Below are 13,493 nucleotides of genomic sequence, written 5' to 3' on the forward strand. Positions count from 1 at the left end.
GCCTTCGCTGCCGCCTGTCTGCCGCCGGTTCTCAGCCGTCCGAGCCGCTCCGGCTTTCCCGGGTCGCCGTGTCCGCGGCGCCACCGGCACCGACGGCGCGCAGCCGGCTCGCGGCGGTGGCGGCGAGTTGGGGAGCGATCCGGGCGACGTCACGGGAGCCGACCACCGCGATGAGGCTCGGCAGCAGCCAGCGGACCGGCTGCATGCCGCGCAGCCAGGCCTGGGCGTACACGTGGGCGGACCGGCGGGCGAGCCCGGCGACGATCCGGTCCACCGCGGGCTCCAGCGGATACGTCTTGTTCGCCGGCCACGGCAACCGGGTCCGCATCTGCTTCAGCACGGCGTCCTCGTCGGCGCCGCGCACCATGTCGGTGTCGGTCCAACTCAGGTACCCGACACCGACCTTGACCCCCTGGTGAGCGACCTCGGCGCGGAGCGAGTGGGCGAAGGCCTCCACCCCGGACTTGCTCGCGCAGTACGCGCTCATCAGCGGGGCGGGCGTCAGCGCGGCGAGCGAGGCGATCTGCAGCAGGTAGCCCCGGCTCTCGGTGAGCGCCGGCAGGAAGGCCCGCGCGGTGGCGACGCTGCCGAGCAGGTTGACCTCGATGACCCGGCTGAACGCCCGGTGGTCGCTGTCCGTCAGCGGTCCGCCGATGGCGATGCCGGCGTTGGCGACGACGGTGTCGATCCGCCCGTAGTGCTCCTTGATCCGGCGGGCGGTGTCGTTGAGCGCGTCGAGGTCGGTGACATCCACCTCCCAACTGGTCGCGGCCGGACCGCACTGGGTGGCAACGGTCTTCAGCTCCTCCGGCTCCAGGCCCAGCAGGGCGACCTTGGCGCCGCGGCGGGCGAGTTTGCGGGCCAGCGACGCGCCGACCCCTCGGGCGGCCCCGGTGACGACGATCACCTGCGCGGACAACGGCGGGATGGCGTTCATGCGACGGCGGTCCTCTCGTCGGTCGGATCGGCAGCGGCATCGGCACCGCCAGCGGCACCGGCACCGGCACCGGCAGCAGAGCCGGCGGCGGAAGCACCGGCACCGGCACCGGCAGCGGCAGCACCGGCAGCGGTCGGGTCAGCGGCAGCGGCCGGTGCGGGAACAGCGCCGACCGACCCGCCACCCGGATGTGGGCCGACCAGGTACTCGGTCGCCATCCGGTGGATTTCGGCGGCGACCTCCGCCGGCCGCTCCAGCGGCGACATGTGCCCCACCCCCGGCAACAGCAACATCCCCTGCGGGTCGGTGAGTTCGGCAACGATCCGGCGCGCGAGCACCGGCGGGGTCAGCCGGTCGTCGGTGCCGACCACCACGGCCGTGGGTGCGGCCAGCCGGGCGAGCCCGGCGCGGACGTCCAGCCGGTCGAGCACCGCAGCCCAGTTGGCGCGGACGGCGGTCGGGCAGGCGTGCACGATCCGGGCCGTCGCCTCCACCTGCCCGGCGGGCGAAGTCGGCCCGAGGGTCGCGTACTTGAGCGCCGCCCGGCTGAGGGGCGTGACCGGGCCGAGCGGCAGCCGGGAGCGCAGCAGCTGCCGGTGCAGGAAGCGGCGCAGCCCGGCGGGGCGTACGCCCGGGGGCACGACGGTGAGTTCGGCCACCAACTCGCTCGACCCGGTGGAGATCAGGACGGCGGCGGCGGTGCGCTCGGCGACCTCCGGGCGGCCGCCGGCGGCCATGATCGTCATCCCGCCCATGCTGTGCCCGGCCAGTACGGCCCGTTCCCCCGCCGGTACGGTCCGGGCGAGCACAGCGGAGAGGTCCTCGGCGAGCGCCCGCGTGGAGTAGCGGACCCGGCTCGGCGGGATCTCGCTGTGTCCGTGGCCGCGCTGGTCGTAGGCCACCACCCGGTAGCGGTCGGAGAGTTCGCGGATCACCGGGGCCCAGAATGCGGTGGAGCAGGTCCAGCCGTGCGCCAGTACCACGGTGGGCGCGCCGGGCCGGCCGTGCACCTCGACGTGCAGTCGGCTGCCGTCCGCCGAGCGGACGGTCAACTCCTCGGCCGGCGTCGGTGGTTCGTAGTTCTCCGGAATGCGGATCGGGCTCACGCGGAGACCTCCTGGACGGTGCGGGCGGCGGCCGGGGCGGCGCGCATGATCAGCTCGTACTCGCCGAGGTCCACCCGGCGGGTGGCGCGGCGGAACGAGGTGGTGGAGCCGGGCCAGAGCACGGTGTTCCTGCCGTTCGGGTCGAGGTACCAGCTGCGGCAGCCGCCGGTGGTCCAGACGGTGCGGTCCATCCGGTGCTGTAGTTCGAGGTTCCACTGCCGCTGGGCTCGCGCGGTCGGCTGCATCGCGGCGGCGCCGATCGAGCCGAGCGTGGTCAACGCGTCGATCATGTAGTTCAGTTGGGACTCGATCATCAGGATCATCGAGCTGTTGCCGAGGCCGGTGTTGGGGCCGATGACGAAGAAGAGGTTGGGGAAGCCCCGCACGGTCGAACCGCGCAGCGCCTCCATGCCGTCCTTCCACTCCTCGGCCAGGCTGGTGCCGTTGACGCCGAACACCCGGGCACCGATGGGCATGTCGGTGACGTGGAAGCCGGTGCCGAAGACGATGGCGTCCGCCTGGTGCTCGGTGCCGTCGGCCGCGACCAGTGTCGAGCCGCGCACTTCGCGCAGGCCGGAGGCGACGACCTCGGTGTTGGCGGCGGCGAGCGCCGGGTAGTAGGTGTTGCTGAGCAGGATGCGCTTGCAGCCGATCCGGTAGTCCGGGGTGAGCTTGGCGCGCAGCGACGGGTCCGGGATGCCCTGGGCGATGTGGCGTTCGGCGAGTTGCTGGACCAGGCGCAGCAGTCCGGGGCGTCGGACGAAGGCGTCCACCTGGAGCTCGCGGAGGGCGAACAGCGTGCCGCGGCGGACCTTCGCGGTGAGCGGCAGGCGGCCGTGCAGCCACTTCTCCAGCTGGGTGATCTCGCGGTCCCGGCGCGGCAGGACCCACGCCGGGGTGCGCTGGAAGACGGTCAGCTTGGCGACCCGGGGCTGGATCGAGGGGATGATCTGCGCGGCGGAGGCTCCGGTGCCGATTATCGCGACGTGTTTGCCGGCCAGGTCGAACTCGTGGTCCCAGCGGGAGGAGTGGAACACCTTGCCGGGGAAGCCGCTCAGCCCCGGCAGGTCGGGGATCTGCGGGTCGGCGAGCGGTCCGGCGGCGGAGACGACGGCGTCGGCGGTCCACTGGCCGGCCGAGGTGGTGATCCGCCAGCGGGTCTCCTCGTTCTCCCAACGGGCCTCCAGCACCTCGGTGCCGAAGCGCAGGTGGGGGCGGAGGCCGAAGACGGTGGCGACCTTCTCCAGGTAGGCCCGGATGTCCGGCTGGCCGGAGAAGCTGCGCGGCCAGTCGGCGTTGGGTGCGAAGGAGAAGGAGTAGAGGTGCGAGGGCACGTCGCAGGCGCAGCCGGGGTAGCTGTTGTCGCGCCAGGTGCCGCCGACGGAGTCCGCGCGCTCCAGGACCACGAAGTCGGCGATCCCGGCTCGGCGCAGCCGGACGGCGGCGCCGAGGCCGCCGAAGCCGGAGCCGATCACCGCGACCCTGACGTGTGGTACGGCCTCTCCCGCCTCGCGGACGCCGGTCGCGGCCGGCTTCTCGTCCGGCACTGCGGGCGTGTCGGACGCGCCGGAGCGGGGGCGCTTGCTGCTGGATGCCATGCGGCCTCCTCCTGAGGGTGGGACGGTACTCGTCGCGCTCTCCGGGGGCCTCGCCCCGGACCCTGCCAATCGCGCCAGTAATCACTGGCGCGATTGGCAGGGTAGCCCTTGCCGACACCGGATGGAAGAAGCACGACGGCTCCGGTCCGGGGACGCGCCGAGCCCGAGGAGGCACCAGCCCCAGGGCGCACCGACCCCGGGTACGCACCGCGCCCGGGGACCTATGCTGATCGCCGTGGACAAGGTCAGAGCTGCTGCGGGCGACAGAAAACGCGAGTACCGGGTGGAGGAACTGGCCGAAGCGGCCGGCATCACCACCCGCACCCTGCGCTTCTACCGCGAGCGCAAACTGCTCCAGCCGCCCCGCAAGGAGGGCCGGATCGCCTGGTACGGCGACGAACACCTGGCCCGCCTGCGGATGATCGCCGAACTGCTGGAACGCGGCCACACCCTCGGCGGCATCGCCGAGCTGATCGGCGCCGGCGAGAGCGGGCGGGACGTCGCCGACCTCATCGGACTGGAAGCGGCGATCGTCGCGCCCTGGTCGGACGAGGCCCCGGTGCGCCTGGACTGGGACGAGCTGAAGGCCGCCTTCGGGGACCAACTCACCGAGGAGAACACCGCCGAGTCGATCGCCCAGGGCTACATCACCGTCGAGGAGCACGGGATCACCCACGTCAGCCGCCGGCTGATGGAGGCCACCACCGAGCTGGTGGCGGAGGGCGTGCCGCTCTCGGCCGTACTGGACGCCAGCCGGCGCACCCGGGAGCACGTGGACGCCATCGCCGAGATCTTCATCGAGGTGGTCAGCGAGCACCTGCTCAGCGCACTCGCCGCCGACGCGCCGCTGCCGCCCGGCGAAGCGGCCCGGCTCACCGAACGCATCCAGCGGGTGCGGCCCCTGGCCCGGACCGTCGCCGACGCCCAGTTCACCCTCGCGATGGACCGCCGGGTACACGCCGAGTACGACGAACTCCTGCGCCAGCGGCGGGAGAACGGCTCCGAGGCGTAGGCGGGCGGCTGGGGGCGCGAGGCGCAGACCGGCCGCTGCGGGTGCAACGCGTAGCCGAGCGGCTACACGGGCGAGGCGTAGGCGGGCGGCTGCGCGGGCAGGGATCCCCGCGCCCTTGCCCGTACGCCGGAGGTGCCGCCGAATGCCCAGACCCGTCAGTCGCCGCGCCGTCCTCGGCCTCGCCGCCGGGCTCGCCCCGGGCCTCGCACTCGCCGCCTGCGGGCCCGGCTCCCCTGCGCCGAAGGCCGGTTCACCGGGCGGAGACGGCAGCGGCACCGGCTCCCGGACGGTCCGGCACGCGCGCGGCGAGAGCACCGTACCGGCGAGAGCGGCCCGGGTGGTGGCGCTGGACACCGACGCGCTGGACTCGGTGGTCACCCTCGGCCTCGCCCCGGTCGGCGCCACGACCGTCAGCGCAGGCGCGCCGTTCCCGAGCTACCTGCCCGCGGCGCGACTGGCCGGGACGAAGGCCGTCGGTGTCATCGGCCAACCCAGCCTGGAGGCGATCGCGGCGCTGCGGCCGGACCTCATCCTGAGCAACCAGGTCCGCGACGACCGCCGGTACGACGAGCTGTCCAAGATCGCGCCGACCGTGTTCTCCAAGACCACCGGGCCGACCTGGAAGGAGAACGTCCGGCTGCACGCCGAGGCCCTTGGTCGCCAGACCGAGGCACAGGCGGCGGACGCGACGTACCGGGCGAAGCTGCGGGACCTGGTCACCGCGCTCGGCGGACCGGCCGCGGCCGCGGCCACCCGGGTCGAGATGGCCCGCTTCCTGGCGGGCGCACCGACCAGGCTCTACCTCGACGACACGTTCGTCGGCTCGCTGTTCAAGGACCTCGGGCTCGGGCGGCCCGCCAACCAGGGGAAGCCCGGCTTCTCGATCGAGATCAGCCCGGAGCAGGTGGACCAGGCGGACGCCGACGTCATCTTCTACTCGGTGTACGGGGACGCGGCCAAGTCCGCCGTCGGCCGGATCACCGAGGGGGCGCTCTGGAAGAACCTGGACGCCGTCCGGAACGGCCGCGTGTTCGAGGTCCGCGACGACCTGTGGATGCTCGGCATCGGATACACCGGTGCCGGACTGATCCTGGACGACATCCGCGCGGGCCTCACCAAGGCGGGTTCAGGCGCCTCCCCCGCGGCCCCCACCGGGTAGGCCGGCAGGCCGCGGCAAGCCCACCGCCGTTCCGGCGCCCGGTCAGGCGCGCTGGGCCTCGGCGGAGTCGCCCGTCGCGCCCGGCGCGTCGGAGTCGTCCGCCGCGCCCGGCGCCAGGGCCGGGGAGGGGAAGACCCCGCGCGCCTCTCCGCCGGACCACCAGACGCCGATCGCGAAGACGGCCGCCGCCTCCAGCAGTCCGGCCCGGTCGAGACCGCCACAGGGCACCGGCAGGCAGCCCATGGACGCCACCAACTCGGCGACCAGAGCTGCGGCGGCGGGGTCGTCCGCACAGTACGGCACCCCGAGCGGCACGCCCTCGAAGGCGGGCCGAGGAAGCGTCCAGATGCTCTCGTGGCAGATCCCGAACACCTTGGCCACCCGCGCCGCCGGAGCGGTGGCGGCGAGCCGCGCGGCGACGGAGTCGGCGGTGACCACCGTCGTCAGGCACGGTCCGCGCTCTCCCGGCACCATCGGCACGGTGCAGTCCAGGAGAGTGCGTCCGGCCAGTTCGGCCGCCAGCGGCGCAATTACGGGCACCGCCGCGTCGGCCGGCACCGCGACCAGCACGGCCTCTCCGAACCTCGCCGCCTCGGCCGGCTCACCACCGCCCTCCGATGCACCGATCGCGGCGGCCAACTGCCTCGCCGCCCCCGGGTCGCGCCCGCCCACCAGGACCTCGTGCCCGGCCCGCACCCAGGCCCCGCCGAGAGCCGACGCCATGGCGCCCGTCCCGAGAATGCCGATCCGCATGTCCACTCCTCGCCATCGATCTGCCCGGCCGCAGCCGGTGCCCGACACCGGCAGCCGCTCAGGCGAACCGCCGTGCCGGGAACGCTAGGCGGGTCGATGCACACCGCCCGGTACGCATCGGCTCGGGCAGGATGGCCTCATGGACACCACGGGCCGGACCGGCAGGGCCGACAGGGCCGACAGGGCCGACAGGGCCGACAGGGCCGACAGGGAGACCGACGAGCAAGTCGACCACGTGGACGGGGACTTGGTCGGGGACTTGGTCGGGGATGCGGCCGGGGACGCCTTCGCCGCCGACTGCCGCGCCCGGCTGGCCTTCGAGGTGATCGCCAACCGCTGGGACAGCGTGGTCGTCTACGCCCTCGGCGAGCGGGGGCCGATGCGCCCCCGGGCACTGCTCGACCGGATCGGCGGGATCAGTCCCAAGGTGCTCAACGAGGCGCTGCGGCGGCTGGAGTACAACGGCCTGGTGGAGCACCGCCGTTACGCCGAGGCGCCGCCTCGGGTCGACTACCTCCTCACCGAAGCGGGCACGGCCCTGCTCGGTCCGATCCGGGCCCTCGGCGCCTGGTCGGCCGTCCACGGCGATGCCGTTCTCGCCGCCCAAGACCGTCACCGGAAAGGCAACTGACGTCCGATCAGAAACTCGCGGTCAGAAACAAGAGGGGGCGGAGGCGACGGTGGTCCGCACCCCGTCGCCCCCGCCCCATCACCCCCGCCGGCCGGCACCCACGGTCCGGCGGGGTCCGATCGACCGACTCAGTTGACGTTGACAGCCGTCCAGGCGGCGGCGACCGCGTTGTACTCCGTGCCGCCCGAGCCGTACAGGTCCGCCGCCGCGCTGAGGGTGGCCGCACGGGCGCCCGCGTAGTCGGTGGTGGAGGTGAAGTAGGTCGTCAGCGCGCGGTACCAGATCTGCGCGGCCGTGTCCCGACCGATGCCCGCGAGCGTCGAGTTGTCGCTCGTCGGGCTGTTGTAGTCGAACCCGTTGATGCTCTTCGCGCCGCTGCCCTCGGACAGCAGGTAGAAGAAGTGGTTCGCCACACCGGACGAGTAGTGGACGTCCAGGTTGCCGACGTTCGCGTCCCAGTAGTCGGCGGACTGGCCGTCCTTGCTCGGCTGGTCCATGTAGCGCAGCGGGCTGCCGTCGCCGCGCAGGTTGACCAGCTCGCCGATCCAGTAGTTCGGCGGGTTGGAGGGCAGGTTGGCGTACCACTCGACCATCGTGCCCATGATGTCCGAGGTGGCCTCGTTGAGGCCGCCGGACTCGCCCGCGTAGTTCAGGTTGGCGGTCGCGGCGGTGACCCCGTGGGTCATCTCGTGGCCGGCCACGTCGATCTCGGTGAGCGGGGCGGCGTCGCCGTTGCCGTCGCCGTACGACATGCAGAAGCAGTCGTCGCTCCAGAAGGCGTTGACGTAGTTGGAGCCGTAGTGGACCCGGCTGAGGGCGCCGACGCCGTCGTTGCGGATGCCGTTGCGGCTGAAGGTGTTCTTGTAGAAGTCCCAGGTGGTCGCGGCGCCGAACTGGGCGTCCACGGCGGCGGATTCGCGGTTGGCCGCCGTCCCGTCGCCGAAGTTGTTCGTGGTGTTGGCGAACAGGGAGCCGCTGCCCGAGGTGCCGTGGTTCATGTCCGTGGTGGACTGGCCACCGCGGCCGGCGTCCTTGAGCTGGTACTTCGAGCCGCTCTGCGTGGTGGTCAGCGGGACCTGGCCGACGAAGACGCCGTTGCCCGTGCCGGCGGCGGTCTGCACCTTCTCGTGGGTGGAGAGCACCTGGCCGGTTGCGGCGTCGGTGACCAGGACCTGGCTGCTCGGCGTGCCGTCGGCGCGCACGCCCTCGACGGTGGTGCGGTAGGCCAGGCGCGGGTTGCCGTCGGTGGCCCAGACCACCAGTTGGGCGGTGCCGGTCTGGTGGACGTCGGCCAGGGGCGACTCGTCGGCGTCGACGGTCACGCCCACGGTGGCCTTGACCTCTCCGGCGGCCTGCGCGGCGGCCTGGTCGGCCGGGACCTTCGGGGTGACGCTCGGCAGGTCGATCCGCGCGGAGACGGCCCGGGAGACGGACTTCACCGCGCCGTCGGCCTTCTGGTGGACGACCAGGTCGCCGCCGATCACCGGCAGGCCGGCGTAGGTGCGCTCGAAGCGCAGGTGACGGGTGCCGTCCTTGTCCACCACGGCGTCCTTGGCGACCAGTTGCTCCTGGCCGCCGAGGCCGAGGGTCTTGGCGAGCGGGCCGGCCTGGCCGCCGGCCAGCGCGAGCACGGCCGCGTGCTGCTGGGCGTCCTGGGCCTGCGGCGAGGAGGCGGGGGCGGCCTGGGCGGCGGTGCTCACCTGGATCACACCGGTCAGCAGGGCCGTGGCCGAGAGTACGGCGACAGCCGCGAGCTTTCGCTTCACGTACGAGTCCTTCCGGGAAACCGCGTGTGGGCGCGGTCGCGCCGCGTCCCGGGGGCCGGGTCGGCACCTGTGGGGCGGAACGGGCGCTGACGTGCTGAGACCCCGTGCAGTCGAGCGGCTCGCCACCAAGGGGTGGGGGTGGGGGCTACCGCGGGGGGCTAGCCAGAAGCATGACAATCCAGCAGGTGAAATGACAGGTCTGCATCAGCGATTGGCCAGGTCCCGCCAGCAGGTAAAGGACCGTCAAATAACTGCCGAACCAGGGCACTTCCCCCGATTTCGAAAACAGTTTCCACCCGAACCGCCTCCGGTCCCGCGCACCGGTGCCGTTCGCACGCCGAAGACCCTGTCGACGAGCCCGGCCGACCGGTCACCGACCGACTTTTACATCTGTGTAGAAGTTTCCACACGGTCCCTTGACACCCTGGTGGCGAGGTTCCGCCACCCGACCCCCTTGCCCACGGGCGCGGCGACTGCTAGCCGCGCCGCTGCGGCCGGTGCCGTGCTCGCAGGCCGATCACCTCGGTCGGCCCGGTCGGCCTCGTCGGCCCGGCGGGCCCGGTCAGCCCGGGCGGCTTTGCCGGCCCGGTGAGCGCGGCTCCGCGCCGCTACTGGAACCGCCATTCCTGGTCGAGGTTGCCCGGCGTGCAGCTGACCATGGTGACCGCGTTGCCCGGGCCGTTGTTGGTCATGCACAACTGGTTCATGTAGTCGGCCAGGGTGACCGAGCCCGCCGTACTGCCGTTGCGGACGGTCCAGTTGGTGAGGAAGCTGAACCCGTTGCTCAGCACGACCTTCCCGTCCGTGGTCTGGACGAGCTGCGGGCCGCCGTTGTTGCAGGCGTTGAAGAGGATCCACGAACCGGGGTTGGTCGAGCGCACCCAGCCGTACTGCGAGGCGCCGCCGAGCACGATCGGGTTGTCGCCGTTCAGGTTGTCGTTGCGCATCCCGATCGCGCGGTTCTCCTTCACGCTGACGATGGTGCTCCAGCTGCTGCCTCCGCAGGACGCGGGTCGGCCCGGGCTCTGCGGGGCCTGGGTGGCGCCTCCGCCGCTGGTCTGGGCGGGCGGCTGCGGGTTCTGGTTCACGGGCGGGTTGGCCGGGTTGGGCGGGTTGCCGCCGGCGCCGCCCGGCTGGTTCGCCTGGCTGCCGGTGGATCCGCCACCGGATGCTCCGCCACCGGACGCCGCGCCGCCGGAGCCCGTACCCGCGCCGCCGGTCCGGTTGCCGCCCGCGGCGCCGCCGTTCCCCGCCTGGCCCGGCGCCGGGACGGGCGCCTGCTGCTGGTTCGGGGTGCCCGCCGGCGGCGGCTGGTTGGCAGCCGGGGTCGCCGCGGGGGTATCGGTCGGCGGCGGGGTGGCCGCCGCGGTCGTGGCCACGGCCACCGGGGAGCCGGTGTCGGGGTTCACGGGGACGGTGACCACGACGGTCGGCTGGGCAGCGGGCGGCGCGGCCGCGTCGGAGCCGCCCGGACCGCGGTCGACCAGCAGGACGGTGGCCGTGCCCATCGAGATGATGACGGGGATGATCACGGGCACCAGCAGGGTGCGACGCGACCTCGGCTTGCCCGGCTCGGTCTGCGCCTGCGGTTGCACCTTCACGACCTCGACCGACGGCGGGGTGTCCCCGGGGGCGGGCACGTCCACCGCCCCGGCCTTGGCACCCCCGGCCTTGGCCGGCTCGCCGGCGCCCTCCTCGGACTCGCCTTCGCTGCCCTTTCCTTCCCCGCCCGGCACCGCGCCGGGACGAAGGACGATCGTCCGGCTGTCGGCCGCGACGGGCTTCTCACCACCCGCACCCGCGTCCGCGCCGCCCTCCGCACCGGGCTCGCCCCGGACATCCCCAGCGGAATCCCCGTCACCCCCGACACCCCCGACGCCCCCGGCGGGCTCGGCGCCCGCGGCGATCCCGATCGCCGCACGGGCCGCCGCCGCCATCTCGGCCGCGTCCGCGAACCGCTCCTCGGGCTTCTTGGCAAGCGCCCTGGAAACCAGCGCCCGGACCGCCGCCGGGAAGGTCTCCGGGAGCTCCGGCACCGGCTGGTTGACGTGCTTCAGCGCGATCTGCAGCGGCCCCTCGCCGGAGTACGGCGGCTCCCCGACCAGCAGTTCGTAGCAGACCACGCCGATCGAGTAGAGGTCGGTGGCCGGCCCGAGGCTCGCGCCCTCGGCCTGCTCCGGGGACATGTAGAGCGCGGTACCGATGATCGCGAACGGCGCGGTGAGCTTGGTGCTGGCGATCGCCCGGGCGATCCCGAAGTCGGTGATGGCCACCCGGCCGTCGGTGCGCACCATCAGGTTGGACGGCTTGATGTCCCGGTGCACGATGTCCCGCCGGTGCGCGGCGTGCAGCGCGTCCAGGGCGCCGGCGACCAGGTCGAGGGTGCGTTCGACGGTCATCGGGCCGGTGTCCGCGAGCACCCGGTCCAGCGGGAGGCCGTCGATCAGCTCCATGACGATGTAGGCGCAGCGTTCGTCGCCGTCCGCGCCGCTCTCGCCGTAGTCGTGGACGTCGACGACGCCGGGGTGGTCGACCGCGGCGACCAGTTGGGCCTCCCGGCGGAAGCGCTGGGTGGCGGTGTCGTCCTCGAACAGCTCCGAGCGCAGGATCTTGACCGCGACCTGCCGGGCGAGCACGGTGTCGTCGGCCCGCCAGACCGATCCCATCGCGCCGCCGCCGATCTTCTCGACCAGCCTGTACCGCCCGCCGAGCACGGTTCCCGCCCCGCTCATGCCCCAGTCCCCCGTCTGTCATGACCCGCCCCGACGGGTCGTCGGCACACAGTGTGCCAGAGGGTGCCGTGGCCTCAGCAGACGCTACGGGGAACGGAATTGGGAGCGATCGCCGGGCTCCTCAGACGTTCCGGAAGTATCGGGCGTGGTCGGACACCTCCAGGACGGCCGCGGTGACGGCCTGCGGCCGGTCGGTGTGGACGGCGTGGCCGGCCCCGCGCACGACGATGTGCGTGCCCCTGGTCGCCGCGGACGCGATCTGCGACTGCAGGGCGGTCCAGCGGGAACGCATCGCCTCGGGCAGGCCCTCGGTCGCGCTCAGCACCGCCACCGGCACGTCGGGCAGCCGCGCGGCGGAGCGCCGCCGCCGGATCTCCGGGGCGGCGACGCTCGTCAGCCGGTTCTCGGCGAGGACCGTCCGCCGCTGGTGCGGGTACGAGGCCACCGCCGCCTCGGCGCGGGCGGATGGGTCGGCCGGCTCGGGTGCCACGGTCGCCAGCGCCGCCCGGAGCAGCCACAGCCGGTTGAGCGCGGCTTCGGCGGCGCGGATGGCCGACGGCTGGAACTCCTCGTGCGCCGGGTCGACCAGTACCAGCCCGGCCACCAGCTCCGGCCGCCGCCAGGCCAGGAGTTGGGCCAGCTGGCCGCCCCAGCTGTGCCCGACCAGGACGGCCGGGCCGGCGTCCAGGTGCCGCACGAGGGCGGCCAGGTCGTCGACCTGTCGGTCCAGGCCGGGACCGCCCAGGTGGCCCGCCTCGCCGCCCGCCGCCCGCTGGGGCTCGCTGGCACCGAGCCCGGCCCGGTCGTAGGCCACGACCCTGCCGTGCCGGGCGAGTTCGGCCAGGACGGGCGCCCAGGTGAGCGACGAGGTGCCGCAGCCGGCGATCAGGACCACCGGCGCCTCGCCGTCCTGGCCGGCCTCGACCCAGCGCAACGCCCGTCCGCCGAGGTCGAGTTCACCCGGCCGGACCCCGCCCGGCGTGCTCTCGGCGAAGGCCCCCGCAATGGCCTCCTGGACGCCCCGGAGGCCCCGGAGGTCCACCCCGGCCTGGGTCCTCCGCCTGCCCCGCATGGTGTGCATGGTGTGCATGTCCAACCCCCCTGGTTCCGCGGCGTGGCCCGGCCCCCCGATGCCACCTGTGCTGCCGCCCGACTCCTCGTCCCGTCGGAGACCCGACGGTGTCCTCCCAGCCGCTCCGGCGTCCGAACTCCGCTCGTCCGGTGGATGAACCAGGGGCCAACAGATCCGGCTCGGACCGCACCCACGGGAGCCGACCGGGCGTACCGGACCGGCCCCGGGGTACGGCTGCCCGGTCGCCCCCGGGGCGGCGGGCACCCGGTCAGTCGCCCCAGGTGCGGGAGCAGAGCACCAGCCGGTAGCCGTCCGGGTCGGCCACCGTCACGCCGAACTCGTCCCAGTACGGGTTGTGCGCCTTGACCCGGGTGCCGCCGGCTGCCTCCAGCCGCGCGGTCAGGGCCTCGTCCACCGGCGCGCCGAGGTAGACGACGAACAGGTCGTCCACCGTCGGGGTGGGCTCCAGCGGCCGCTCCGGGTCGTGGGTGAGTTCGAAGTGCCAGGGGCCGTCGGGCGGTCCGACCATCAGCAGGTCGTGCTCGCCGGAGACCCGCTCGGTGGTGCGCCACAGCACGTCGAGGCCGAGGCCGCCGACGTAGAAGCGCTCGGCTGCCGCGAGGTCGCGAGAGGGACGGGCGATCCGGATCCGCATGGTGGCATCGATCATGTCGGCGACCATAGTCGATGCCTCTGACAGCCGACGGCAGCCACCGTGCCGCGCGAC

11 protein-coding genes are annotated in these 13,493 nt (G+C 73.6%); 3 read left to right on the plus strand and 8 right to left on the minus strand.

Translation table 11 applies throughout. The annotated features are described in order from the left end of the window. Positions 1–31: 31 nt before the first annotated feature. From IF30_RS0108275 to IF30_RS0108285, 3 genes are read right to left on the minus strand one after another with little or no spacing between them, the layout of a single operon-like run. Positions 32–937 (minus strand): SDR family oxidoreductase, encoded by a 906-nt coding sequence (locus IF30_RS0108275; protein ID WP_030234145.1) that lies wholly within the window; start codon positions 935–937, stop codon positions 32–34. After that, positions 934–2,043 carry an alpha/beta fold hydrolase gene (locus tag IF30_RS0108280; RefSeq protein ID WP_030234148.1) on the minus strand — a complete coding sequence of 370 codons (1,110 nt, stop codon included), beginning with the start codon at positions 2,041–2,043 and terminating at the stop codon, positions 934–936. Before IF30_RS0108280 ends, IF30_RS0108275 begins: the two co-directional genes overlap by 4 nt. Then, complete coding sequence (locus IF30_RS0108285; RefSeq protein WP_078891222.1) at positions 2,040–3,641, minus strand: flavin-containing monooxygenase; 1,602 nt, start codon at positions 3,639–3,641, stop codon at positions 2,040–2,042. Before IF30_RS0108285 ends, IF30_RS0108280 begins: the two co-directional genes overlap by 4 nt. 235 nt (positions 3,642–3,876) lie before the next feature. On the opposite strand from IF30_RS0108285, the gene IF30_RS0108290 reads away from it, so the two are divergent. Continuing rightward, positions 3,877–4,653, plus strand: coding sequence for a MerR family transcriptional regulator (locus IF30_RS0108290; RefSeq protein WP_234322627.1), 777 nt, complete (start codon positions 3,877–3,879; stop codon positions 4,651–4,653). 142 nt (positions 4,654–4,795) lie between these two features. Then, the gene (locus tag IF30_RS0108295) at positions 4,796–5,812 is read left to right on the plus strand and encodes an ABC transporter substrate-binding protein (RefSeq protein WP_051709489.1); all 1,017 of its coding nucleotides are present in this window, start codon (positions 4,796–4,798) and stop codon (positions 5,810–5,812) included. Positions 5,813–5,854: 42 nt separating this feature from the next. Here the strand turns inward: IF30_RS0108295 and IF30_RS0108300 are convergent, their stop codons facing one another. Next, the gene (locus IF30_RS0108300) at positions 5,855–6,565 is read right to left on the minus strand and encodes an NADPH-dependent F420 reductase (protein WP_030234163.1); all 711 of its coding nucleotides are present in this window, start codon (positions 6,563–6,565) and stop codon (positions 5,855–5,857) included. 259 nt (positions 6,566–6,824) lie between these two features. Here IF30_RS0108300 and IF30_RS0108305 point away from each other — a divergent pair, with 259 nt between their 5' ends. Next, positions 6,825–7,196 carry a winged helix-turn-helix transcriptional regulator gene (locus IF30_RS0108305; protein ID WP_030234165.1) on the plus strand — a complete coding sequence of 124 codons (372 nt, stop codon included), beginning with the start codon at positions 6,825–6,827 and terminating at the stop codon, positions 7,194–7,196. A 128-nt stretch (positions 7,197–7,324) separates the two neighbouring features. On the opposite strand, the gene IF30_RS0108310 is transcribed toward IF30_RS0108305, so the two are convergent. The 4 genes from IF30_RS0108310 to IF30_RS0108325 form a co-directional block, all read right to left on the minus strand. Continuing rightward, positions 7,325–8,962: a M4 family metallopeptidase gene (locus IF30_RS0108310; RefSeq protein ID WP_030234168.1), complete on the minus strand. Its 1,638-nt coding sequence runs from the start codon at positions 8,960–8,962 to the stop codon at positions 7,325–7,327. 608 nt (positions 8,963–9,570) lie between these two features. Further along, a complete protein-coding gene (locus IF30_RS43315; RefSeq protein ID WP_078891224.1) occupies positions 9,571–11,694 on the minus strand; it encodes a serine/threonine-protein kinase in 2,124 nt (707 codons plus the stop codon). Between the two features lie 121 nt (positions 11,695–11,815). Further along, a complete protein-coding gene (locus IF30_RS43320) occupies positions 11,816–12,784 on the minus strand; it encodes an alpha/beta fold hydrolase (RefSeq protein ID WP_051709499.1) in 969 nt (322 codons plus the stop codon). Between the two features lie 250 nt (positions 12,785–13,034). After that, positions 13,035–13,436, minus strand: coding sequence for a VOC family protein (locus IF30_RS0108325; protein WP_030234175.1), 402 nt, complete (start codon positions 13,434–13,436; stop codon positions 13,035–13,037). Positions 13,437–13,493: the final 57 nt, after the last annotated feature.

Source organism: Streptomyces sp. NRRL S-350 (assembly GCF_000719705.1).
GTDB lineage: Bacteria > Actinomycetota > Actinomycetes > Streptomycetales > Streptomycetaceae > Kitasatospora.

Coding starts and splice junctions, on each gene's coding strand:
- IF30_RS43320 (WP_051709499.1), bottom strand. CDS start 12,784: ATGCACACCATGCACACCATGCGGGGCAGGCGGAGGACCCAGGCCGGG.
- IF30_RS0108300 (WP_030234163.1), bottom strand. CDS start 6,565: ATGCGGATCGGCATTCTCGGGACGGGCGCCATGGCGTCGGCTCTCGGC.
- IF30_RS43315 (WP_078891224.1), bottom strand. CDS start 11,694: ATGAGCGGGGCGGGAACCGTGCTCGGCGGGCGGTACAGGCTGGTCGAG.
- IF30_RS0108325 (WP_030234175.1), bottom strand. CDS start 13,436: ATGATCGATGCCACCATGCGGATCCGGATCGCCCGTCCCTCTCGCGAC.
- IF30_RS0108285 (WP_078891222.1), bottom strand. CDS start 3,641: ATGGCATCCAGCAGCAAGCGCCCCCGCTCCGGCGCGTCCGACACGCCC.
- IF30_RS0108295 (WP_051709489.1), top strand. CDS start 4,796: ATGCCCAGACCCGTCAGTCGCCGCGCCGTCCTCGGCCTCGCCGCCGGG.
- IF30_RS0108275 (WP_030234145.1), bottom strand. CDS start 937: ATGAACGCCATCCCGCCGTTGTCCGCGCAGGTGATCGTCGTCACCGGG.